This is a genomic window from Mesorhizobium sp. WSM3626, from assembly GCF_000513935.1.
GTDB classification, from domain to species: Bacteria; Pseudomonadota; Alphaproteobacteria; order Rhizobiales; family Rhizobiaceae; genus Mesorhizobium; species Mesorhizobium salmacidum.
Genome location: NZ_AZUY01000040.1, coordinates 27257 through 50135 on the forward strand (window position 1 = coordinate 27257; position 22879 = coordinate 50135).

General features: G+C 64.2%; 24 protein-coding genes. 6 read left to right on the top strand and 18 right to left on the bottom strand.

Features of this window, described 5'->3' with window-relative positions:
- Window positions 1-159 precede the first annotated feature (159 nt).
- From M653_RS0123470 to rplS, 3 genes are all read right to left on the bottom strand, one after another.
- Entirely contained in the window at window positions 160-702 is a 543-nt protein-coding gene (locus tag M653_RS0123470; protein WP_027145542.1) for a MarR family winged helix-turn-helix transcriptional regulator, read from the bottom strand.
- Window positions 699-1112, bottom strand: a complete 414-nt coding sequence (locus tag M653_RS0123475) for an organic hydroperoxide resistance protein (RefSeq protein WP_027145543.1) — start codon at window positions 1110-1112, stop codon at window positions 699-701. The genes M653_RS0123470 and M653_RS0123475 overlap by 4 nt, the downstream gene beginning before the upstream one ends.
- Before the next feature lie 155 nt (window positions 1113-1267).
- Window positions 1268-1813, bottom strand: a complete 546-nt coding sequence (rplS, locus tag M653_RS0123480) for a 50S ribosomal protein L19 (RefSeq protein ID WP_027055127.1) — start codon at window positions 1811-1813, stop codon at window positions 1268-1270.
- A gap of 341 nt (window positions 1814-2154) precedes the next feature.
- Here rplS and M653_RS0123485 point away from each other — a divergent pair, with 341 nt between their 5' ends.
- A complete protein-coding gene (locus M653_RS0123485) occupies window positions 2155-2907 on the top strand; it encodes a sulfite exporter TauE/SafE family protein (protein ID WP_027145544.1) in 753 nt (250 codons plus the stop codon).
- Here M653_RS0123485 and trmD read toward each other — a convergent pair.
- Entirely contained in the window at window positions 2889-3587 is a 699-nt protein-coding gene (gene trmD, locus M653_RS0123490) for a tRNA (guanosine(37)-N1)-methyltransferase TrmD (protein ID WP_027145545.1), read from the bottom strand. The genes M653_RS0123485 and trmD overlap by 19 nt on opposite strands.
- On the bottom strand, window positions 3584-4183 hold the full coding sequence (gene rimM / locus M653_RS0123495; RefSeq protein WP_027145546.1) for a ribosome maturation factor RimM: 600 nt from the start codon (window positions 4181-4183) through the stop codon (window positions 3584-3586). The genes trmD and rimM overlap by 4 nt, the downstream gene beginning before the upstream one ends.
- A 98-nt stretch (window positions 4184-4281) precedes the next feature.
- Here rimM and M653_RS0123500 point away from each other — a divergent pair, with 98 nt between their 5' ends.
- Together M653_RS0123500 and M653_RS0123505 are read left to right on the top strand one after the other, a co-directional pair.
- On the top strand, window positions 4282-5220 hold the full coding sequence (locus tag M653_RS0123500; RefSeq protein ID WP_027145547.1) for a tyrosine recombinase XerC: 939 nt from the start codon (window positions 4282-4284) through the stop codon (window positions 5218-5220).
- 62 nt (window positions 5221-5282) lie between these two features.
- Window positions 5283-6350: a TraB/GumN family protein gene (locus M653_RS0123505; RefSeq protein WP_027145548.1), complete on the top strand. Its 1068-nt coding sequence runs from the start codon at window positions 5283-5285 to the stop codon at window positions 6348-6350.
- Between the two features lie 702 nt (window positions 6351-7052).
- Here M653_RS0123505 and lpdA read toward each other — a convergent pair.
- From lpdA to mdh, 10 genes are all read right to left on the bottom strand, one after another.
- The gene (lpdA, locus tag M653_RS0123510; protein WP_027145549.1) at window positions 7053-8459 is read right to left on the bottom strand and encodes a dihydrolipoyl dehydrogenase; all 1407 of its coding nucleotides are present in this window, start codon (window positions 8457-8459) and stop codon (window positions 7053-7055) included.
- Between the two features lie 24 nt (window positions 8460-8483).
- Window positions 8484-9239 carry an SDR family oxidoreductase gene (locus M653_RS0123515; protein WP_027145550.1) on the bottom strand — a complete coding sequence of 252 codons (756 nt, stop codon included), beginning with the start codon at window positions 9237-9239 and terminating at the stop codon, window positions 8484-8486.
- Window positions 9236-9745 (bottom strand): hypothetical protein, encoded by a 510-nt coding sequence (locus M653_RS0123520; protein ID WP_032935896.1) that lies wholly within the window; start codon window positions 9743-9745, stop codon window positions 9236-9238. Before M653_RS0123520 ends, M653_RS0123515 begins: the two co-directional genes overlap by 4 nt.
- A gap of 35 nt (window positions 9746-9780) precedes the next feature.
- Window positions 9781-11058 carry a 2-oxoglutarate dehydrogenase complex dihydrolipoyllysine-residue succinyltransferase gene (odhB, locus tag M653_RS0123525; protein WP_027145552.1) on the bottom strand — a complete coding sequence of 426 codons (1278 nt, stop codon included), beginning with the start codon at window positions 11056-11058 and terminating at the stop codon, window positions 9781-9783.
- Window positions 11059-11104: 46 nt separating this feature from the next.
- On the bottom strand, window positions 11105-14089 hold the full coding sequence (locus M653_RS0123530; protein ID WP_027145553.1) for a 2-oxoglutarate dehydrogenase E1 component: 2985 nt from the start codon (window positions 14087-14089) through the stop codon (window positions 11105-11107).
- A gap of 123 nt (window positions 14090-14212) precedes the next feature.
- Window positions 14213-15115: a succinate--CoA ligase subunit alpha gene (sucD, locus tag M653_RS0123535; RefSeq protein WP_027145554.1), complete on the bottom strand. Its 903-nt coding sequence runs from the start codon at window positions 15113-15115 to the stop codon at window positions 14213-14215.
- Between the two features lie 12 nt (window positions 15116-15127).
- Window positions 15128-15625, bottom strand: coding sequence for a DUF1579 family protein (locus M653_RS0123540; protein WP_027145555.1), 498 nt, complete (start codon window positions 15623-15625; stop codon window positions 15128-15130).
- 3 nt (window positions 15626-15628) lie between these two features.
- On the bottom strand, window positions 15629-16000 hold the full coding sequence (locus tag M653_RS0123545; RefSeq protein ID WP_027145556.1) for a cupin domain-containing protein: 372 nt from the start codon (window positions 15998-16000) through the stop codon (window positions 15629-15631).
- Between the two features lie 4 nt (window positions 16001-16004).
- A complete protein-coding gene (sucC, locus tag M653_RS0123550) occupies window positions 16005-17198 on the bottom strand; it encodes an ADP-forming succinate--CoA ligase subunit beta (protein WP_027145557.1) in 1194 nt (397 codons plus the stop codon).
- Window positions 17199-17245: 47 nt separating this feature from the next.
- Complete coding sequence (gene mdh, locus M653_RS0123555; RefSeq protein WP_015315009.1) at window positions 17246-18214, bottom strand: malate dehydrogenase; 969 nt, start codon at window positions 18212-18214, stop codon at window positions 17246-17248.
- A gap of 213 nt (window positions 18215-18427) precedes the next feature.
- Here mdh and M653_RS0123560 point away from each other — a divergent pair, with 213 nt between their 5' ends.
- Window positions 18428-18856: a GNAT family N-acetyltransferase gene (locus M653_RS0123560; protein ID WP_027145558.1), complete on the top strand. Its 429-nt coding sequence runs from the start codon at window positions 18428-18430 to the stop codon at window positions 18854-18856.
- A 40-nt stretch (window positions 18857-18896) separates the two neighbouring features.
- Here the strand turns inward: M653_RS0123560 and zapE are convergent, their stop codons facing one another.
- From zapE to M653_RS0123575, 3 genes are all read right to left on the bottom strand, one after another.
- Window positions 18897-20096 (bottom strand): cell division protein ZapE, encoded by a 1200-nt coding sequence (zapE, locus tag M653_RS0123565; RefSeq protein WP_027145559.1) that lies wholly within the window; start codon window positions 20094-20096, stop codon window positions 18897-18899.
- Between the two features lie 122 nt (window positions 20097-20218).
- Window positions 20219-20758 (bottom strand): protease inhibitor Inh/omp19 family protein, encoded by a 540-nt coding sequence (locus tag M653_RS0123570; RefSeq protein ID WP_027145560.1) that lies wholly within the window; start codon window positions 20756-20758, stop codon window positions 20219-20221.
- A gap of 137 nt (window positions 20759-20895) precedes the next feature.
- Window positions 20896-21339: a hypothetical protein gene (locus tag M653_RS0123575; RefSeq protein ID WP_027145561.1), complete on the bottom strand. Its 444-nt coding sequence runs from the start codon at window positions 21337-21339 to the stop codon at window positions 20896-20898.
- A gap of 209 nt (window positions 21340-21548) precedes the next feature.
- On the opposite strand from M653_RS0123575, the gene M653_RS01000000133300 reads away from it, so the two are divergent.
- Together M653_RS01000000133300 and M653_RS1000000135970 are read left to right on the top strand one after the other, a co-directional pair.
- Window positions 21549-22559 (top strand): MBL fold metallo-hydrolase, encoded by a 1011-nt coding sequence (locus M653_RS01000000133300; RefSeq protein WP_032935900.1) that lies wholly within the window; start codon window positions 21549-21551, stop codon window positions 22557-22559.
- Between the two features lie 74 nt (window positions 22560-22633).
- Window positions 22634-22795 (top strand): DUF1328 family protein, encoded by a 162-nt coding sequence (locus M653_RS1000000135970; RefSeq protein WP_027145564.1) that lies wholly within the window; start codon window positions 22634-22636, stop codon window positions 22793-22795.
- Window positions 22796-22879: the final 84 nt, after the last annotated feature.

Sequence of the window (22879 nt, forward strand, 5' to 3'; positions counted from 1 at the left end):
CACCGGGCTCGCAGGAAAATACGGCGCCGACTTTAGCTTTCCGCAAGCGCCATGCAAGACGGTCCGCTATGTCGGGATAGCCGAAAACGGATTTGGATGCCTTCAATCCAGAGATTCCGGACCGATCCTTGCCACGGCAATGGATGGCTGCGTTGACGGCTAGGATTTTCCCGTGTCGGGGGCCGACGCTTCCGCGTCCGTCGACCGGTCGTCGGCCACAGCGCTGCGCAGGCCCGCGACAAGATGGGTGAGTGTGCCGTGCAGGGCCTTCGCTTCACCTGGTCCGAGCGGGACGCTGCAGGCAAGCGCGGCTGAGACATCCTTCATGCGGGCGCGCAGGGCCTGGCCCTTGGCCGTCGGCTCGACCTGCACCCGGCGCTCGTCCGCGGCATCGCGCCGGCGGGTGACCAGGCCGCCCGCCTCCATTCGCTTGAGCAGCGGCGTCAGCGTCGCTGAATCCAGGCCGAGCGCTTCGCCAAGCTCGCCCACCGTGCTCGGCGCGCGTTCCCACAGTGCCAGCATCGCCAGATATTGCGGATAGGTCAGGCCGAGCGGATCGAGCAACGGCCGGTAAAGCTTGGTCATCAGCCCGCTCGCCGAATAGAGCGCGAAACAGAGCTGCTGATCGAGCCGTGGCACCGGGATCGCCCCGACGGCCTCCGCCGGGGCCTCGCTGGCTTTCGTTTCGACCTTTGTCGTCATGCCGCCTTTACCGAAAGCGCTACCTCGACATTGCCCTTGATGGCGTTCGAATAGGGGCAAACCTGATGCGCCGCCGATACAAGCGCTTCCGCCGCCGCCTGATCAAGGCCTTTTGTCTCCACTGCCAATGCGACGCCGAGCCTGAAGCCCTCGCCGTTGGGAAGCAGGCTGACGGTCGAGGTTATCGCGGCATCCTCGAGCGGCAGCTTCTGCTTGCGCGCGACGAAGCGGACGGCGCTTTCGAAGCAGGCGGCATAGCCGATGGCGAAAAGCTGCTCGGGATTGGTCGCGCCGCCCGGCCCGCCGAGCTCCCTGGGCATCGCCAGATCGACCTTGAGCAGGCCGTCGCTGGTCTCGCCATGGCCGGCGCGACCGCCGGTCACGTGGGCCTGTGTGGTGTAGAGTGCCATATCGTAGTCTCCAATCATATTGTGCACGATTATTTAGTACACTATGCAATTGGGCGTCAACCACCGTTCCGTATTCCCGGAACCGAAAGCGTTCACAGTCTGGTGAAACGAAAAAAGGCGGCCGAAGCCGCCTTTTCAAAATCCTTCGTCGAACCTTATTCGGCGGGGGTCGCTTCAGCGGCCTTGGCTGCTTCGGCCTCGGCGGCCGCCTTCTTCTCTGCGGCTTCCTTGGCGGCCGTCTCGGCGGCCAAGGCCTGGGCGGCGGCGACCTTCTCGGCCTCGATGCGGGCCTTCTCGGCGTTCAGCGCGTCGCGCTCCTCATCGTTGAGCTTGCGGGCGCGCACGCCGGTGTTTTCCGAGATACGAGCCGACTTGCCGCGACGATCGCGCAGGTAATAGAGCTTGGCGCGGCGCACCTTGCCGCGGCGCACGATCTCGACGCCTTCGACCATCGGCGAGTAGACTGGGAACACGCGCTCGACGCCTTCGCCGTAGGAGATCTTGCGGACGGTGAAGTTTTCCTGGAAGCCGGAACCGGCGCGGGCGATGACGACGCCCTCATAGGCCTGGACGCGGGTGCGGGTGCCTTCGGTCACGCGGACCTGGACGCGCACGGTGTCGCCGGGCTGGAATTCGGGAAGCTTGCGCTTGGCTTCGATCTTGGCGGCCTGTTCGGCCTCGAGCTGACGGATGAGATCCATCTAAAAATCCACTTCTTGTTCTTCCGACAGTCAGAGCGCCCTACGCTCGCCTTGCAGTTCCATTCGACCGCTCGGCTATGTCCTTTGTCTCCAAGACATTTTGTCTTCAAAACATCGGGCAGGGGCGACTACACCGTCATTGTTGACGGGTCCGGCAGATTGTTCTTGCCGGTACGGGCGGGCACATACAGCTATTTCGGCGCTTTGTCACGCCTTGCCCACGCATTTTTTACCGGCATGGCTCCCCGGCATGGCACCATCTTAATCCTGCCGTGCCGGGTTGCGCAGGTCCGGCAAGCTCCCTAAGGCAGAAATAGCACACATCCTTACGGCGGCCCTCCATGTCTGTCTTCGACGCCATCCTGCTCTTCCTGGCGGGCTTTCTGTCAGGCGCCGCCAACGCGGTCGCCGGCGGCGGCACCTTCATCACCTTCGGCGCCATGACCTTGGTCGGCGTGCCGCCGATCGTCGCCAACGCCACCTCCTCGGTGACGCAATTTCCCGGCTACATCACCTCGACGCTCGCCTATTGGGACGACATCAGGCACTTCTGGCGCGGCGCGCTGCTGCTCTGCCTGATCTCAGCGATCGGCGCCATGGCCGGCGCGCTGATCCTGCTGGCGCTCGACAATCCATCCTTTCGCGCCCTGGTGCCGTGGCTGCTTTTGGGCGCGACGGCGCTGTTTGCCGCCGGACCCTGGCTGAAGCCGGCGCCGAAACCTGGACATGAAGCGGCCGTGGGTTCTCTCGCCGGTTCGCTGGCCCAATTCGTCACCGCCATCTATGGCGGCTTCTTCGGCGCCGGCATGGGCGTGATGATGCTGGCCACCCTCGGCCTGACCCAAGCCGGCGACTACCACCGGCTGAATGCCTTGAAGAACATGCTCGCGGTGGTCATCGCCGCTGTCGCCATCGTCGTCTTCGTCTCTGGCGGCGTCGTCGCCTGGCCGCAGGCGATCATCATGATCCCGGCCGGCGCGCTGGGCGGCTATGCCGGCGTCTGGATCGCCAAGCGCGTGCCGCAGAATGTGGTGCGCGGCTTCGTCGTCGCCGTCGGCCTGTTTCTCGCCTTCTACTATTTCACCAAAGGCTGAGCGCCCAGAAGATCGGGCCGCCTCTCCTTCGTCAGCCGCTCTGACTGCTCACGCCGCCAGGCGGCGATCTTCTTGTGATTACCCGAGATCAGCACTTCGGGAATCTCCCGGCCCTCGAATTCCTGCGGCCGGGTATAATGCGGATGTTCGAGCAGGCCGTTCTCGAAACTCTCTTCCTCGCCGGACACGGCATTGCCCATCACACCGGGCAACAGCCGCACCACGGCGTCGAGCAGCACGAGTGCCGCCGGCTCGCCGCCCGACAGGATGAAATCGCCGATCGAGACTTCCTCCAGGCCGCGCGCGTCGATCACCCGCTGGTCGACGCCTTCGAAGCGGCCACACAGGATGACGGCGCCCGGCCCGGCGGCGAGCTCGCGCACGCGCGCCTGCGTCAGTGGTTTGCCGCGCGGGCTCATCAACAGCCGTGGCCGCAAATCACCGGGAGGCGAAGCATGGTCGACCGCCCTGGCCAGCACATCGGCGCGCATCACCATGCCGGCGCCGCCGCCGGCCGGCGTGTCGTCGACGGTGCGGTGCTTGTCGATGGCGAAATCGCGGATCTGGATCGCATCAAGCGACCATGTGCCGGCCTCCAGCGCCCGTCCGGCCAGCGACACGCCGAGCGCGCCCGGAAACATCTCGGGATAGAGCGTCAGCACCGACGCGGCAAAACTCACCGGTTGCCCCCGGCGTCGCGCGGTCCGCGCGGCCTGCCCTTGGGATCGAAATCGTCCTCGCGCGGCGCCTCGCCCTCCTCGTCCTCGACCAGCCCGGCCGCCACCGGGTCGACGCGGACAAAACCCTCGGCGATCGACACGGCAGGCACGGCGGCCTGCGTGAACGGGATCAGTACACCCTTGCGCCCGGCGAGCGTCACATCGAGGATGTCGCCGCCGCCGAAATTGTGCACCGCGACGACCTTGCCGATGGCGGCACCGGTATCATCCCGGATTTCCAGCCCGATCAGGTCGGCATGGTAGAATTCGTCCTCCTCGCCATCGTCGGGCAACATCGAGCGGTCGACGAACAGCTCCGTACCGGCGAGCGCTTCGGCCGCGTTGCGGTCGCTGACGCCCTTGAACCGCACCACGACAACGGTGTTGGCAGGCCTTATGTCGGTGATCTGGAAGGCACGGCCGTCCCTAGCGTAGAGCGGCCCGTAGTCGGCCAGCGCCATTGGATCGCCGGTGAAGGTTTTCACCCTGAGCTCGCCCTTGATGCCGTGCGCGGCTCCGATCACGGCCATCTGGACGGGGTTTTGGGGTTTGCTCATGGGCGAAAAATCCTTTGCCCTGCTCTAGCGCCGCCTCGCCGTCATTTCAATGACGGCCTCTTCACCGCTTTCTAACCCGAATACCCGAGAATGCCGCGATGCAGGAATTCCTCATACCGGCAAAACCCGATCTCCAGGCGGCGCGTGAAAGCTGGCTGAAGATGCTGGCGCGCGAACGCCGGCTGTCGCCGCAAACCGTCGAGGCGTATGAGCGCGATTCACGCCAGTTCCTGCACTTCCTTACCGGCCATATCGGCGGACCGCCCGGCATTTCCGATATCGCCGACCTGCGCCCCGCCGATCTGCGCGGCTTCCTCGCCGCTCGCCGCAATGCCGGTGCCGGCGCACGCACGCTTGGCCGTGGATTGGCCGGCATCCGTTCGCTGCTGCGGTTCCTCGAACGACGAGGCCTGGCCAATGCGGCTGGTGCGGCTGCCTTGCGCGCGCCGCGCCAGCCCAAATCGCTGCCCAAGCCGCTGACGGCGAGCGATGCCAGGCACGTGGTCTCCGTCGAGGGTCAGCTGGCCGAAGAACCCTGGATCGCTGCCCGCAACGCCGCCGTGCTGACGCTGCTCTACGGCTCGGGCCTGCGCATTTCGGAAGCGCTTGGGCTGGCCGGGGCCGATCTGGCATCGGAGGCCGACACCGTGCTGCGCGTCACCGGCAAGGGCGGCAAGACGCGGCTGGTGCCGGTATTGCCGGTGGCGATCAGGGCGATCGCCGAATACCGCAGGCTCTGCCCCTACCATCTCGACCCGAAGGAATTGCTGTTTCGCGGCGCGCGCGGCGGCCCGCTCAACCCGGCCATCATCCAGCGCGACATGGCGAAACTGCGCGCGGCACTCAACCTGCCCGACACCGCGACGCCGCATGCCTTGCGCCATTCCTTCGCCACCCATTTGCTCGGCCGTGGCGGCGATCTGCGCACCATCCAGGAACTCCTGGGCCACGCCAGCCTGTCGACGACGCAGATCTACACCGGTGTCGACACCGCAAGACTGCTGGAAATCTACGAATCGGCCCACCCCAGGGCCTGAACTCTTCAATTTTGCCGTCCCGATTAACGGTTTTGCCGCTTTTCGGTCCTAGGAATGGGATCATGAAACGCGTCATCGCCATCGCCGACCGTGCAGCTTCCGTCTCGCTGAAACTGCTTGTCGCGCTCAACGTGCTGTTTTTCCTGTCCTTCCTTGCCGTGCTGCTGTTCGCCGCCGGCAGGGCGCACGCGGAAGTCCCGACCTGTACCGGCGCCGACATGCTGTCGGCCTTGCAGAAGGGCAACCCTGCCACCTACGACAAGATCGAGGCGGAGGCGGCGGCCACGCTCAATGGCAAGGGCCTGCTGTGGAAGCTGGAAAAATCAGGCGAACAGCCATCCTACCTGTTCGGCACCATGCACATGACCGATCCGCGCGTGACCACGCTGCCGGCCTATGCGCAGAAGGCCTTTGACGCCGCCGGCATCCTCATCATCGAGACCACCGACGTGCTCGACAAGCAGAAGATGATGGCGGCGATGCTGAAGGAGCCGGACCTGATGATGTTCACCGACTCCACGACGCTGTCGTCATTGCTGTCGCCGGACGAAGCAGCGGCCATGAACGCCGCGCTCGACGCGCGCGGCATCCCGCCGGCAACGGTCGCCAAGATGAAGCCATGGATGTTGTCGGCCATGATGGCGCTTCCAGCCTGCGAACTCGCCCGTCAGGCCGGCGGAGCGCCGGTGCTCGACGTCAAGCTGGCGGAGAGCGCCAAGGCGGCCGGCAAGCCGGTGGAAGGATTGGAAACGGCCGAGAGCCAGCTGCGCGCCATGGCCTCGCTGCCGCTCGCCTTCCACATGAAGGGCTTGGTCGACACGCTGAAGCTGGGCGACAAGGTCAACGATATCAACGAGACCATGATCGTGCTCTACCAGCGTGGCGACACCGGCATGTTCTGGCCGCTGTTCCGCGCCGCCATGCCCGACGAGCAGGACGATCCCGCGGGCTATGCCGCCTTCGAGGAGACCATGATCACCAGCCGCAACGAGGTGATGGTCGATCATGCCGGGCCGATCCTGGCCAAGGGCAACGCCTTCATGGCGGTCGGCGCGCTGCATCTTCCCGGTCCAGAGGGACTGGTCGAGGATTTCCGCAAAGCCGGCTATACTGTCACGGCCGTCAATTGAGTCGGATGGCAGCGGAGGCCCGCAAACGCCGCGTTTCCGGCGTTTTCCTCCGCTAGCGTGAAACCCAATCAACGGTTGCGCGTTGATGGATGTTGATTGACCATTTTCATTTTCCCGGAGGACACGTTTATGGCGAACACACCAAACCCAAACGATCCGTACAATTCGTCCACCAATGCCCCTCGGCCGAGCGGCGGTGGCGGCAGCCCTTGGCTGATTGCGCTGGTCGTCGTTATTCTGGCGATAGTCGCGTATTACGTTTTCGGAAGAAGTGGCCAGCACCCGGCACCCGCCGAGCCGCCAGCGGCCAGCACACCGGCCCCGGCGCCCGCGCCGGCTGAACCGATGAAGCCCGCCGAACCGGCCAAGCCAGCCGAACCGGCCAAGCCAGCCGAACCGGCTCCTGCGCCAGCCCCGGCTCCGGCACCAGCTCCCGCGCCTGCGCCTGCACCCGCACCGGCTCCAGCCCAGTAAGCGGCCCGAATCAAAGAGGAACGGCCCGCTGAAAGGCGGGCCGTTTTGTTTTGGGCTCCGAGGACGGGTGTTTTGAGATTCAGGTCAGGCCCGAACCGAGAATGGGTTCCGAGAACCGGAACGGAGCGTACTTTTGCGTATGAGTACAGTTCTACTGCGACGCAGTAGAACTGGGAAGCGCGGGAACGCGCCCTTGGCGGGCCGGCATCACCTGAACGTCGAGACAGCCTAGATATGGATCGGCTTGAAGAACGTCGCCAGCGCCGCTTCCTTCACCGCTTCCGACATCGTCGGATGCGCGTGGCAGGTGCGGGCCAGGTCTTCCGATGAGCCGCCGAACTCCATCAGCACCGCCGCCTCGTGGATCATCTCGCCGGCGCCGAAGCCGACGATATGGACGCCGAGCACGCGGTCGCTCTGCTTGTCGGCCAGGATCTTCACGAAGCCGTCGGTGTGCAGCATGGCGCGCGCGCGGCCGTTGGCGGTGAAGGGGAATTTTCCGACCTTGTAGTCGATACCGGCCTTCTTCAGCTCTTCCTCGGTCTTGCCGACCGAGGCGATCTCCGGACTGGTGTAGACCACGCTCGGAATGACCTCATAGTTCACATGCCCGGCCTGGCCGGCGATGGTCTCGGCCACCGCCACGCCCTCGTCCTCGGCCTTGTGCGCCAGCATCGGCCCGGCGATGACATCGCCGATGGCATAGATGCCGGGAACATTTGTCCTGAGATGCCCGTCGGTCTTGACCCGGCCGCGCTCGTCGACCTCGACGCCGGCTTCCTTCAGCCCAAGGCTGTCCGAAAAGGCGCGGCGTCCCGTCGAGATCAACACCACGTCGGCATCGATCGTTTCGGCGGCACCACCCTTGACCGGCTCGAAGGTAACGGTCGCGCCCTTCTTGGTCTTGGCGACGCCGGTGACCTTGGCGCCGAGCTTGAACTCGAAGTCTTGCTTGGAGAGCAGCCGCTGGAATTGTTTCGACACCTCGCCGTCCATGCCGCCCAAAATGGTGTCGAGGAACTCGACCACCGTGACCTTGGCGCCGAGCCGTGCCCAGACCGAGCCGAGTTCGAGCCCGATGACGCCGCCGCCGACCACCACCAGATGGCCAGGCACCTTCTCCAGCGACAGCGCGCCAGTCGACGACACGATGATTTTCTCGTCGAAGTCGATCTTGACGCCGGGAATGCCGGCGACATCGGACCCAGTGGCGATGACGATGTTTTTGGTCTCGATCTCCTCGACCTTGCCGTCCTCGCCGGTCACCGAGACCTTGCCGGCGGCGACCACCTTGCCGGTGCCGCGGAAGCTGTCGATCTTGTTCTTCTTGAACAGGAAGGCGACGCCGTTGACGTTGGACAACACCGTCGCGTCCTTGTGCGCCATCATCTTCTTCAGGTTCAGCTTGGGTGCCGGGATTTCGACACCGAGCGTGTCGAAGGAATGACCGGCCTCGGCGAACATCTCGGAGGCATGAAGCAGCGCCTTGGACGGGATGCAGCCGATGTTGAGGCAGGTGCCGCCGAAGGTCGCGTTCTTCTCGACCACCGCGACCTTCAGCCCGAGCTGCGCCGCTTTGATGGCGCAGACATAGCCGCCCGGTCCCGAGCCGATGATAACCACGTCATAAGCCATGTTTGTTTCCCTTTTGCTTGGGGCTCAGCGGCCGCCGCTGACATTCAGGATCGCGCCCGTCGTATAGGACGCGGCATCGGATAAAAGATAGAGGACCGCGCCAGCGACTTCATCCGCCGTGCCTGCTCTCTTCATCGGCAGCAGGTCGCGAAACCGTTCTATCCGGTCGGGCTGGCCGCCGGAGGCGTGGATGTCGGTGTCGATGATGCCCGGCCGCACCGCATTGACGCGAATGCCTTCCATCGCCACCTCGCGGGCGAGGCCGATGGTGAAGGTGTCGATGGCGCCCTTGGAGGCTGCATAGTCGACATATTCGCCCGGCGAGCCCAGCGTCGCCGCCGCCGACGAGATGTTGACGATCGATCCGCCCGACCCACCATGCCGCGTCGACATGCGCTTGACGGCCTCGCGGGCGCACAGGAACGAGCCGACGACATTGATGCGCATCATGCGTTCCAGCCGCGACACATCCATCTCGTCGACGCGCGCCTTGACGTCGACAATTCCGGCGTTGTTGACGAAGGCGTCGAGCCGGCCAAAGGCGTGGTCGACAGCGCCGAACATGGCCACGATATCGGTTTCCTTGCCGACATCGCCCCTGACGGCAACAGCTTCGCCGCCGCCGGCCTTGATCTCGGCAACCAGCGCATCCGCCGCAGCCTTGCTGGAGGCGTAATTGACCGCGACGCGATAGCCAGCCTTGGCTCCCAGCCGGCAGATGGCAGCGCCGATGCCACGGCTGCCGCCGGTGACCAGCAGCACTTTTTGCGTCGCGCTCATTCCTGGCATCCCTTCATCGCGAACACATCCGACGGCACTTTCGAAAAACCGCTGCCGCCATAGGCCCGGGATTGCCGCAACGCCGGCCCGAGATCGGGCAGGATCAGCGTCTTCGGCGCCTCGACGCCCTCGGCCGGCAAAAGCCCGATATTGCCCTTGTCGTCGGACGTGTAGATGACGCCGTTCCACAGCGTGCAGGCGGCAAGTTCCTCGCCGGTGACGTCGCCTTCCGGGCATTTGTACATCAGCGCGCCGTTCGGCCGCGCCACGCCTTGGGTCCACATGACGATACCGTTCAGCACGACATTGTTGTCGAGGACCAAGCGAAACCTGTTGGTGACGGTGGCCGACGTGCCTGTTGGGGTGAAGTCGATCTCCGCGCCGCTCTGGCTGTCGCCGTAAACGGCAAGCTCGATTGGACAGGCGGCATGGGCATTTGCAACAGCCGCGAGAATGCCGGCCACCAGCACGACCGGTCCGGCGAGCCCAGGCAAAAGGGCCATCATTGGCCAGCCCTGCCGCGACCCGCCATCCGACCGCCTCAGAGATCGAGTACCAGCCGCTCGGGATCCTCCAGGCTTTCCTTGACGCGCACCAGGAAGGTTACGGCTTCCTTGCCGTCGACGATGCGGTGGTCGTAGCTGAGCGCCAGGTACATCATCGGCCGGATCACGATCTGGCCGCCGACCACGACCGGCCGGTCCTGGATCTTGTGCATGCCGAGAATGCCCGACTGCGGCGCGTTGAGGATCGGCGTCGACATCAGCGATCCGTAGACACCGCCATTGGAGATGGTGAAGGTGCCGCCCTGCATATCCGCCACCGACAGCTTGCCGTCACGTGCGGCAATGCCCAGCCGGCCGATATCCTTCTCGATCTCGGCAATCGACATCTGGTCGGCATCGCGCACGACCGGAACCACGAGACCCTTTTCGGTGCCGACCGCGACGCCGATATGGGCATAGTTCTTGAAGATGATGTCGGTGCCGTCGATCTCGGCATTGACCGAAGGGATTTCCTTCAGCGCGTGCGTGACGGCCTTGGTGAAGAAGCCCATGAAGCCGAGCTTCACGCCGTGCTTCTTCTCGAACACGTCCTTGTATTTGGTCCTGAGCGCCATCACCGCCGACATGTCGACCTCGTTGAAGGTGGTCAGCATGGCTGCGGTCGACTGCGCTTCCTTCAGCCGGCGCGCGATGGTCTGGCGCAGCTTGGTCATGCGCACGCGCTCCTCGCGCGATGCGTCATCGCCCGACGACGGCGCCCGAACCGCGACCGGTGCCGGCACTGCCTTCGGCGTTTCGGCCGGCTGCGACGGCGCGCCCTTGGCGATGACGTCGAGCACGTCGCCCTTCAGCACCTGGCCGCGCTTGCCCGAGCCGGAAAGCTGGTCGACCGACAGATTGTTCTCGGCGATCAGCTTTGCCGCTGCCGGCGCCGGCGGCATGGTGCGCGGCTCGACCGGGCCGGCGTCGCCTGCAACCTTGGCGGTCTCTGCCGCGGCCTGCTTGGTGGTCTGCGCCGCGTCGGGGCTCGAAGCCTGCGCCACCGCTTGCGGCTTGGTCGTGGAAGCAGCCGCCCCGCCGCCCGAAATCGACCCGAGCAGCGCGCCGACGCCGACCGTCTCGCCTTCTTTTACAGTGATTTCGCCGAGCGTGCCGGCGGCGGCGGCGGGCACCTCCACAGTCACCTTGTCGGTCTCGAGCTCGACCAGCGGCTCGTCGGCGGCAATGGCATCGCCGACCTTCTTGAACCATTTGCCGACGGTCGCTTCGGTGACGGATTCGCCAAGGGTGGGGACGCGGATTTCGGTAGCCATTGTGCCTGTCCGTTCTTTCGCTTCAGTTCTATTCGCCCAGGTCTGCTTATTCGCCGAGCGCGTCTTCGAGCAACGCGGCGAGCTGGGCAAGGTGCTTCGACATCAGTCCGGTCGCCGGCGACGCGGCCGCCGGACGGCCGGTGTAGCGCACCCGCTGATGCTTGGCGTCGATATGTGCCAGCACCCATTCCAGATATGGATCGATGAACGACCAGGCGCCCATGTTCTTGGGCTCCTCCTGGCACCACACCATCTCGGCGTTGCGGAAACGTGACAGCTCGGTGATCAGTGCCTTGGCCGGGAACGGGTAGAGCTGTTCGACGCGCAGCAGGTAGATGTCGTTGATGCCGCGCTTCTCGCGCTCCTCATAGAGGTCGTAATAGACCTTGCCCGAGCACAGCACGACGCGGCGGATCTTGGAATCCTTGGTCAGCTTGATCGCCTGGTTCGGCAACAGCTGGGCGTCGTCCCACAGCAGCCGGTGGAACGAGCTTTCGCCCGAGATTTCCGGCAGCGTCGACACCGCCCGCTTGTGGCGCAGCAGCGATTTCGGCGTCATCAGGATCAGCGGCTTGCGGAAGTCGCGCTTCAGCTGCCGGCGCAAGATGTGAAAGTAGTTGGCCGGCGTCGTGCAGTTGGCCACCTGCATATTGTCTTCGGCGCAAAGCTGCAGGAAGCGCTCGAGCCGGGCGGAAGAATGTTCCGGGCCCTGGCCTTCATAGCCATGCGGCAGCAGGCAGACGAGGCCCGACATTCTGAGCCATTTGCGCTCGCCCGACGAGATGAACTGGTCGAACACCACCTGGGCGCCGTTGGCGAAGTCGCCGAACTGCGCCTCCCACAGGGTCAGCGCCTTCGGCTCGGCCAGGCTGTAGCCATATTCGAAGCCCAGCACCGCCTCTTCCGACAGCATCGAGTTGATGACTTCGTAACCGGCCTGCGCCGCCGACAGATTGTTGAGCGGGATGTAGCGTGTCTCGTCGCGCTGGTCGTAAAGCACGGAATGACGCTGCGAGAAGGTGCCGCGCTCGGAATCCTGCCCCGACAGCCGGATCGGATTGCCGTCGAGCAGGATCGCGCCGAAGGCCAGCGCCTCCGCCGTCGACCAGTCGATGCCTTCGCCGGACTCGATCGCCTGGCGCCGGTTCTCGAGGAAGCGGATAATCGTCTTGTGCGCCTCGAAATCCTTCGGCACCTCGGTCAGCTTCTTGCCGATTTCCTTCAGCGTCTTGACCGGCACGGCGGTCTTGCCGCGCCTTGTCTCGTCCTGGTTGTCGGCCGTGCGCAGGCCCGACCAGGCGCCGTCGAGCCAGTCGGCCTTGTTGGGCTTGTAGTGCTGGCCGACTTCCCATTCGGCTTCCAGATGTGCGCGCCAGTCGGCCTTGAGCTGGTCGAGCTCGGCCTGGGTGATGTGGCCTTCCGCGATCAGGCGCTCGCCATAGATCTGCACCGTCGTCTTATGGGTGCGGATGTTGCGGTACATGAGCGGCTGGGTGAAGGCCGGCTCGTCGCCCTCATTGTGGCCGAAGCGGCGGTAGCAGAACATGTCCACGACCACCGGCTTGTGGAACTTCATGCGGAACTCGATCGCCACCTTGGTGGCGTGCACCACGGCTTCCGGGTCGTCGCCATTGACGTGGAAGATCGGCGCTTCGATCATCTTGGCGACGTCGGACGGATAGGGCGACGAGCGCGAGAAGCGCGGATTGGTGGTGAAGCCGATCTGGTTGTTGATGATGAAATGCAGCGTGCCGGCGACGCGGTGGCCGCGCAGGCCCGACAGGCCGAGGATTTCAGCGATCACGCCCTGGCCGGCGAAGGCGGCGTCGCCATGCAGCAAGAGCGGCAGCACCTTGGCTCGCTCTTCCAGTGGCACGATTTCCTCGCGGCCACGGCCGAACAGGGAATCCTGCTTGGCGCGCGCCTTGCCCATCACCACGGGATCGACGATCTCCAGATGCGAGGGGTTGGCGGTCAGCGACAGGTGCACCTTGTTGCCGTCGAACTCGCGGTCCGACGAGGCGCCGAGATGGTACTTCACGTCGCCCGAGCCCTCGACCTCGTCAGGGGCGGCGGAGCCGCCCTTGAACTCGTGGAAGATGGCGCGGTGCGGCTTGGCCATCACTTGGGAAAGCACGTTGAGGCGGCCGCGATGGGCCATGCCGAGCACGATTTCCTTCAAGCCCAACTGGCCGCCGCGCTTGACGATCTGCTCCAGCGCCGGGATCAGCGATTCACTGCCGTCGAGACCGAAGCGCTTGGTGCCCTTGTACTTGACGTCGATGAACTGTTCGAAGCCTTCCGCTTCGACGAGCTTCTGCAGGATTGCCTTCTTGCCGGTGGCGGTGAACGAAATCTCCTTGTCGGCGCCTTCGATGCGCGCCTGGATCCAGGCCTTTTCCTCCGGATCGGAAATATGCATGAACTCGACGCCGAGCGTCGAGCAATAGGTGCGGTTGAGGATTTCCAGCATCTGCCGGATGCTGCCGAATTCGAGCCCGAGCACATTGTCGAGGAAAATCGGCCGGTCGTAGTCGGCTTCGGTGAAGCCGTAATTCTCCGGCGACAGCTCGTTATAGTCTTCGAGCTTTGCAATGCCGAGCGGGTCGAGATTGGCGTGCAGATGGCCGCGCATGCGGAAGGCGCGGATCATCATGATGGCGCGCACCGAATCGCGCGTCGCCTGGTGCACATCGGCGTCGGACAGCACGACACCGTTGGTGACCGCCTTGTCCTTGACCTTCTTTTCCAGGTGCTTTTCGACGATGCCCCAATTGCCGTCGAGCGCCGACACCAATTCGCCATTGGCCTGCAACGGCCAGGAGGGTTTGGCCCATGAGGCGCCCTTGGCGTTCTTGCGCACATCGCCGGCATCGTCCTTCAGTCCGGCGAAGAACTCCTGCCACTCGGGATTGACCGAGGCGGGATCGTCCTCATACGCCGCGTAGAGCGCGTCGATGTAATCGGCATTGCCGCCATAAAGGAAAGAGGTAAGCGAGAATTGGTCGTTGGCCTGATCTTGTCGTGCCATTTTTGTCCGCGGAGCCTGGCTCCGTCTCCTGTTTGGAGCGAATAGGGAGTAGCGAACAGCGAGTAGGGAGCTTCCCTGAGCCGCGCCGTTACTCTGTTTCCCCTATTCGCTATTCACTACTCACTAACCCTTGATCGCCTCGACCAAGGTCGTGCCCAACCGCGCCGGCGAGGGCGAAACCTTGATGCCGGCCGATTCCATTGCCGCGATCTTGTCTTCGGCGCCGCCCTTGCCGCCGGAGATGACCGCGCCCGCATGACCCATGGTGCGGCCGGCCGGCGCGGTGCGCCCGGCGATGAAGCCCGCCATCGGTTTCCTGCGGCCGCGCTTGGCCTCGTCCTTGAGGAACTGCGCGGCGTCTTCTTCGGCCGAACCACCGATCTCGCCGATCATGATGATCGACTTGGTCTCATCGTCGGCGAGGAACATCTCGAGCATGTCGATGAACTCGGTGCCCTTGACAGGATCGCCACCGATACCGACGGCGGTAGTCTGGCCGAGGCCGACATTGGTGGTCTGGAACACGGCCTCATAGGTAAGTGTTCCCGAGCGCGAAACAACGCCGACCGAACCCTTGCGGAAGATGTTTCCGGGCATGATGCCGATCTTGCATTCGTCGGGGGTGAGCACACCCGGACAGTTCGGTCCGATCAGCCGCGACGTCGAGCGGTCGAGCCGCGCCTTGACCTTGACCATGTCCATCACCGGAATGCCTTCGGTGATGCAGACGATCAGCGGGATCTCGGCCTCGATCGCCTCGATGATGGCTTCGCCCGCGCCCGCCGGCGGCACGTAGATGACGGAGGCGTTGGCGCCTGTCCTTTCCTTGCCTTCGGCGACCGTGGCAAAGATCGGCAGGCTCTCGCCCTTCGCGCCGGTCCAGGTCTCGCCGCCCTTCTTCGGGTGGATGCCGCCGACCATCTTTGTCCCGTGATAGGCCAGCGCCTGCTCTGTGTGGAACGTGCCGGTCTTGCCGGTCAGGCCCTGCACCAGCACCTTGGTGTTCTTGTCGACGAGAATGGACATCGGAGCCCTTTTCTAAAAACCGTTGATCGAGGAAGGTGAGACGCGCCGGTAGGCGCCACTCACCATGTCTTGCCAGTCATCGTTGCCGGCGGGTTTGAAATGCAATCGCATGCGGTAGGTGTCGGCATCGTCGAAAATATAGGTCACGCGCGCAGAGCCGCGCGGCGACGACCGCTCCAGCACCAGTTCGTTGCCGTTCCACGTGCCCGTGGCAGGCGACAACGGCACGAAGCCCATCGAATCGAACTGGTGCATGGTCACGACGCCGTTCTGATGGTCGACGCCGAATACGGTGTGCGAACCGAAGGAAATCGTGCCGTCGCGACGCTGACGATAACGCTGCACCACGAACTGGCCGCCGAACTCCGCTTCCGCCAAAACTTCGCTGGTCGCCGTGCCGCCATCGGCCCATTGCGTGTCCGCCACCTCTTCCTCGCCGCGCCACGCGCCGACCAGCGCCTGCAGGCGCTGATGGTCGGCCGAGAGCGAAGAGAAGGACGCCGCGTTCATGGATCAGAGCCGCTTCAGATCGGTGACGGTGAGATCGCTCTTGGCATTGCCGGTGTTGAGCGTCGTCGCCGGCTCGAACATCAGCACCACGGGCTCTGCGGTGAGCGAGCGTGGCCGGTGCTCGACACCGCGCGGCACGACGATGAAATCGCCCTCGCCGAGCTCAACCGGACCATCGCGGAAATCGATGGCGATCCTGCCCCGCAGCACGAGGAAGGCTTCGTCCTCATTGTCATGCGCGTGCCAGTCGAAGGCCTCGCCGAACTTGGCGACCTTGGCCTGGCTGTCATTGACGTCGCCGGCGATATGCGGATCGAAGACCCCGGTGATCTTTTGATCCGCCGCCTCGACCAGATTTATCTTGCGCGGAGGCACCGTCTCAGCCCTGCACCGCCGCAACGATCTTCTTGGCCGCGTCATCAAGATCATCGGCGGACACGACGTTCAAACCACTGTCGTTGATGATCTTCTTGCCGAGCTCGGCATTGGTGCCTTCCAGGCGCACGACCAGCGGCACTTTCAACCCGACTTCCTTGACCGCTGCAATCACGCCCTCGGCGATGATGTCGCACTTCATGATGCCGCCGAAGATGTTGATCAGGATGCCTTTGACGGCCGGGTCCCTGGTGATGATCTTGAACGCCGCCGTCACCTTCTCCTTCGAAGCGCCCCCGCCGACATCGAGGAAGTTTGCGGGCTCGGCGCCATAGAGCTTGATGATGTCCATCGTCGCCATGGCAAGGCCGGCGCCGTTGACCATGCAGCCGATATTGCCGTCGAGCGCGACATAGGCGAGGTCGTATTTCGACGCCTCGATCTCCTTCTCGTCCTCTTCGGTGGTGTCGCGCAGTTCCATCAGATCGGGGTGGCGGAACAGCGCGTTGTTGTCGAACGACACTTTCGCATCGAGCACGCGCAGGCGGCCGCTCTTCATCACGATCAGCGGGTTGACCTCGAGCAGGCTCATGTCCTTCTCGACAAAGGCCTTGTAGAGGATCGGGAACAGCGTGCCGCCATCCCTGGCCGCGTCGCCGTCGAGCTTCAGCGCGCCATTGAGCGCCTTCACGTCGTCGGCCGTAACGCCCTTCTCCGGGTCGATGGCGACGGTGATGATCTTTTCCGGCGTGTCGTGCGCGACCGCCTCGATGTCCATGCCGCCCTCGGTCGAGACGACGAAGGCGATGCGGCCGACCGAGCGGTCGACCAGGATCGAGAGATAGAGCTCGCGCTCGATGTCGGCACCATCCTCGATATAGAGGCGATTGACCTGCTTGCCGGCCGGGCCGGTCTGCTTGGTGACCAGCGTGTGGCCGAGCATCTCGTCGGCGTTGGCCACCACCTCGGCGACCGACTTCGCCAGCCGCACGCCGCCCTTGGCGTCGGGGCCGAGCTCCTTGAATTTGCCCTTGCCGCGGCCGCCGGCATGGATCTGGCTCTTCACCACGTAGAGCGGGCCGGGCAGCGCTTGTGCCGCGGCTTCCGCCTCGCTTGCCTTGAACACCGGCACGCCTTCGGCCACCGGCGCGCCAAAGCTCTTCAGCAGCGCCTTGCCTTGATATTCATGGATGTTCATCGGGAACTATCTCCAGGTCGTTTGCCGGGGGTGACGTTTGGGCGGGGTTACTTCGAGGCGAGCTGCGGCGCGATCTTGACACAGGCCTCGGTCAGGCCCTGCACGGTCGCCACCGAAGCCTCGAACATCTTCTGCTCGGCCTTGTTGAGGTCGATCTCGATGACGCGCTCGACACCGCCGGCGCCGATGACCACGGGCACGCCCACATAGGTGCCCTTGACGCCATACTGGCCCGAGAGGTGCGCCGCGCAAGGCAGCACGCGCTTCTTGTCCTTGAGGTAGGATTCGGCCATCTGGATCGCCGAAGCCGCCGGCGCGTAATAGGCCGAGCCGGTCTTCAAGAGGCCGACAATCTCGGCGCCGCCATCACGGGTGCGCTGCACGATCTGGTCGAGCTTTTCCTTCGAAGTCCAGCCCATCTTGATCAGATCGGGAAGCGGAATGCCCGACACCGTCGAATAACGGATCATCGGCACCATGGAATCCCCGTGGCCGCCGAGCACGAAGGCGGTGACGTCCTCGACCGAGACCTTGAATTCCTCGGCCAGGAAGTAGCGGAAACGCGCGCTGTCGAGCACGCCGGCCATGCCCACCACATGAGTCTTGGGCAGGCCCGAAAACTTCTGCAGCGCCCACACCATGGCGTCGAGCGGGTTGGTGATGCAGATGACGAAGGCCTTCGGCGCGTACTTCTTCAGCCCGGCGCCGACCTGCTCCATGACCTTCAAATTGATGCCCAGCAGGTCGTCGCGGCTCATGCCCGGCTTGCGCGGCACGCCGGCGGTGACGATGCACACGTCCGCACCCTCGATGCCGGCATAGTCATTGACGCCGGTCAGCCGGGAATCGAAGCCATCGACCGGCGACGACTGCGCTATATCGAGCCCCTTGCCTTGCGGGATACCCTCGGCGATATCGAACAGGACCACGTCGCCGAGATCCTTGAGGCCGATCATGTGGGCGAGCGTGCCGCCGATCATGCCAGAGCCGATAAGCGCTATCTTGTTGCGTGCCATGTGAGGATGATTTCCCTTTGTCTGTGACGCGCCAACACGGCGTCGAGGAACAGGCCGGAATGCTGCGGGGACCGCGAATTTCGCCGCACCCAATAGCTCCGGTGCGGAATAAATTCAAACGATTATTTAGACCCCTGCATTTTCAATCGGTTAGAGTGTTTGGGACTTACGTAAACGTCAAAATTTGTAAGCCAACTTGGGAGAATTTACACGATGACGGTCGCGATCAGAAGGCTCAATCCCGGCGATGACACCCTTGTGATGCGGGTTGCCGACGAAGTGTTCGACGAGCCGGTGCGGCTTGATCGCCTTGCCAGCTATCTCGCGCAATCAGGCCATTTCATGATCGTCGCCCTGGCCGGGGACGTTGTCGTCGGCCAATGCGCGGCGGTCATCCACCGCCACCCGGACAAGCCGACCGAACTTTATATCGACGAAGTCGGGGTCTCGCCGGCCTTTCGGCGCCGGGGCATTGCGCGCAAAATGCTGGATGCCATGTTCGCGCCCGGCCGCGAGCATGGCTGCGAGGAGGCCTGGGTCGGCACCGAGCCGGACAATCTGCCAGCCCGGGCGCTTTATGAAGCGCGCAAGGAACCGCATGACGAGGCGAAGAGCTTTGTGATGTATGTTTACGGGCTGTAGATTTTCTAGCTGGCGCGAAGGAACGCGGCTTCCGGATATTTCAGGCCCGCGCCCGCGCTTCCGCTGGGGCCGCCTTCGCCTTCCGCCGCTCCGCCCAATCCTCCAGCCAGTCGCGGCTCTGCATTTCGATCAGCCGTGAGGCCGTGCGCTCGAATTCGAACACCTCGACGCCGCGCTTGGCCACATAAAGCTCGTGCGGCGGCGCCTCGGCGCTCACCACAAGGCGCGTATGATGGTCGTAGAGCGTGTCGATCAACAGGATGAAACGCTTTGCCTCGTTGCGCTTGCCTTCACCCAGCACCGGCACATGGTCGATGAAGACGGACGAAAACCGGCCGGCGATGGCCAAATAATCGCGCGCGCCGAGTGGCTTTTCGCAGAGATCGGCGAAAGCGAAACGCGCGGCATCGCCGGCGGCGGCCGGCACCGCGACCTTGCGGCCCTTCAGCGTCAGCGAGGTCTCGGCCGCCGCCGCCCCGCGCGTCATCGCCTGCCAGGCCTCGTCGAGCGCCTGGTCGGCCGCCGCATCCGCAGGCGTGACATAGACTGGCGTGCGGGCGAGCTTTTCCAGCCGGTAGTCCTTATCGCTGTCCAGCGACAGCACCTGCGTGTGGCGTTCCAATATGGCGATGAACGGCAGGAAAAGCTGGCGGTTCAACCCGTCACGGTAAAGGTTTTGCGGCGCCACGTTCGAGGTGGCGACCAGCACGACCCCATTGGCGAACAGCGCCGAGAACAGTCTGGACAGGATCATGGCGTCGGCGATGTCGGTGACCGAGAACTCGTCGAAGCACAGCACCCAGGCCTGCTCGGCGAGCGCCTTGGCCACCGGCGGGATCGGGTCGTCTTCCCTGGCCGTGCCCTCCTTGCGCGCCTGCCGGTGCTTCTGGATGCGGTCCTGAACGTCAGCCATGAAGTCGTTGAAATGGACGCGGCGCTTGCGCCTGACCGGCAAGAGCTCGAAGAACATGTCCATCAGCATGGTCTTGCCGCGGCCGACGCCGCCATGGATGTAGAGGCCCTTGACCGCCTCATGCGTCTCGCGCTTGCGGGCAAACAGCCAGCCCAGCGCACTGGACTTGTGCGCCAGCCGCTTGGCCGAGATCTCCACGGTCAGCCGGTCGAGCGCAGCGGCGATCCCTTCCTGCGCGCCATCGCGTCCGATCGCGCCGGTTTCCACCAGATGATCGTAGCGTTGCCTGACGGTCGCATGGGTCTGGAGGCCGTCACGCAGATGCATCGTTCACGTCGTTGTTCAAAGCAGGACGCCCAAGAGAGAGCGAGAGGGCGCATGTTGGGATTCGGGTCAGGCCGAGCCGCCATTCGCAAGCCGGCGTCACCTGAATATCAGCATACCCCAGCCTATCTTGTAAGCGAGATCGGTTGTCCGTTGGAAGTCTGGCCGTCGAATTTCGAACCGCCCGACGAATAGAGCCGCGCCAGCGAGCCGCCGTTCTCGTCATAAAGCGTCAGCTGCTTGCCGGCAACGTTCCACGACTTGATGCCATCGATCGGCGCCGGGCAATGCAACGGTCCGGCGCGGAAGCCGGCGCCGAACTTGGTCTGCGGCGTCGCCACCTTGCAGCTCTGGCCGGAGACGCTGACGTTCCAGACACCGGCGACGCTTGCCGCGTTGAGATCCGCGGCGCCTGCCGGCGCTGCACCATCCGGCGGCAGCGAGGCAACCTGCGTGTTCGCCGGCGCGGTCGGGAATTGCGACGGGTCGGTGGTGCCGGGCGAGGCCGGCGGCGGCAGCTGATTCGAGCTCACCTGGCCGGCAGGCGCCGGCTGCAACGGTGCTGGTTGCTGGTCGTCCATCGACGAGAAGCGTGAGGTTGAGCAGCCGCTCGCAACGAGTGCCGCCAGGGATACGGCCATCAGGCCGCCTTTCGAAAAATTCATTACAACCTCCGTCGGATTCGGCTGGGGGACGCCGTCCGCGCAATCTCACCTCCACCAAGATGGAGAAGGTGGCGAAATTTCAACCCGATATGGTTAAAATAGGGTTTGCGGAACGAATTGTTACAAATTTATCGCACTCACCCGGCGAGCGGCGCGCTCGGCACGAACACATATCCGTCCGGTCCAACGATAAAGCACTCGCGCAGACCATGCGGTTTGTCGATCGCGCCGGCCAGCACGATGTGGCCATGGTCCAGCGCCGCCGCCTCGACCGCGTCGGGATCGGCGCCATAAAGGCGCAGTTCGATGCCGGCGCCGCGCGTCTCGGCGCCGGTGATGGAGCCCGTCATCGGATTGTCGAGATAGGAATGGTCGGCATGCAGCATGAACACCGACCCCAGAAGCTCGATCGCGGCGAAATCCTCGTCAGCATAGACGATGCGGGCGCCAAGCACGTCGCGGCAGAAGGCTTCCATCGCCGCCATATCCGATACCAGCAGATTGACGCCGATGCCGCGCGGCAGCGAACGGCCGAAATCCTCGGCTTTCATCCAGGGCGTCTTGGTCCGCTTCATCGCCATGGCGTCTTCCTCCTGATCTGATCCTAGCCGAGACCGCTTCGCCGCCCTTGGCCTTCGGCCGGCAAACGCTTGCGCCAGCCGCGGCGGGGCTTATGTCTAAGAGCAGTTCCAGGAAAAGTGCGCAGTGGTTTTCCCGGGAAAAATGCGTAGCGCTTTCCCCAGGGAGTGCGTGAAAAAAGAGTTCACCGAAACCCGCTGGAGCGCAGACCTTGGCCGCGAGACAGAAAGCCGCCAACCGCTACTACAGCGGCCCGCCCAGCGATCATTTCGACGGCACCCTGTTCTTCAATCCCGGCGGCCGGATGCCCGGCCCCTTCACGGACCTGTTGAAATGGCAGTTCGGCGGCCAACGCGCGAAATGGCCGGCTGCCAGCCCGAGCCCCTTTGCGCAGGCAAAGCCGGTCGCAACGGTTCAAGGCGCCGATCTGACCGTGACCATGGTCGGCCATGCCACCTTGCTGATCCAGACCGCCGGGCTGAACATCCTCACCGATCCGGTCTGGTCGCGACGCACCTCGCCGTTCTCCTTTGTGGGACCCAGACGCGTCAATCCGCCGGGTATCGCTTTTGGCGATCTCCCGGCGGTCGACCTCGTGCTGGTCAGCCACAACCATTACGATCATCTCGACCTTGCAACGCTGAGGCAGTTGAAGGAGACGCACGATCCGCTGGTGGTGACGCCGCTCGGCAACGATGCCATCATCGCCGCCGCCGTGCCCGGCATGCGGCTTTCCGCGCATGACTGGGGCGACAGGGTCGATGCCGGCGAAGGCACCGCCATCCACGTCGAGCCCGCGCATCACTGGTCGGCGCGCGGGGCGCGCGACCGGCGCATGGCATTGTGGGCGGGCTTCGTCATCGAGACGCCGGGCGGAAAGATCTATTTTGCCGGCGATACCGGCTTCCACGATGGCATCAACTACCGGCTGATGGCGGAAAAACATGGCGGGTTCCGCTTCGCCATCCTGCCGATCGGTGCCTACGAGCCACGCTGGTTCATGGCGCCTCAGCACCAGAACCCCGAGGAAGCGGTCCGGGGCATGTTATTGTGCAACGCCGCCTTCGCCGCCGGCTGCCATTGGGGCACCTTCCAGCTCACCGACGAGCCGTTCGACGAGCCGGTCCGGAAACTGGTCGAAGCGCTGGACGCCGAAGGCCTGCCGCGAGAGCATTTCCGTGCCTTGCGGCCCGGCGAAGTCTGGGAAGTGCCCCGGATTTGATGGCCTCGGGAACCCAAGCTCGACAGCCGCGTTTTTCAACCGGTTTCAATGTGTTCCGCTTGCGAGGCGTTCCCATGCTTAGATGGATCATCATTCTCCTGATCATCGCCGCCGCGGCGAGCCTGCTCGGTATGCCGGCGCTGGCCGGCGCCGCCGCCACCGGCGCGCGTATTCTCATCGGCGTCGTGCTCATCATCTTCCTGTTGATCTTGTTCGGGGTCTTCGCGGTGACGTAAGTCCGGCTTCGCCGTGAAAGCGGTCCGGCGTCTTCGCCGTGAAAGCGGCTGCGCACTGGTAATTCCTGCCCGTTTCCGCCATAT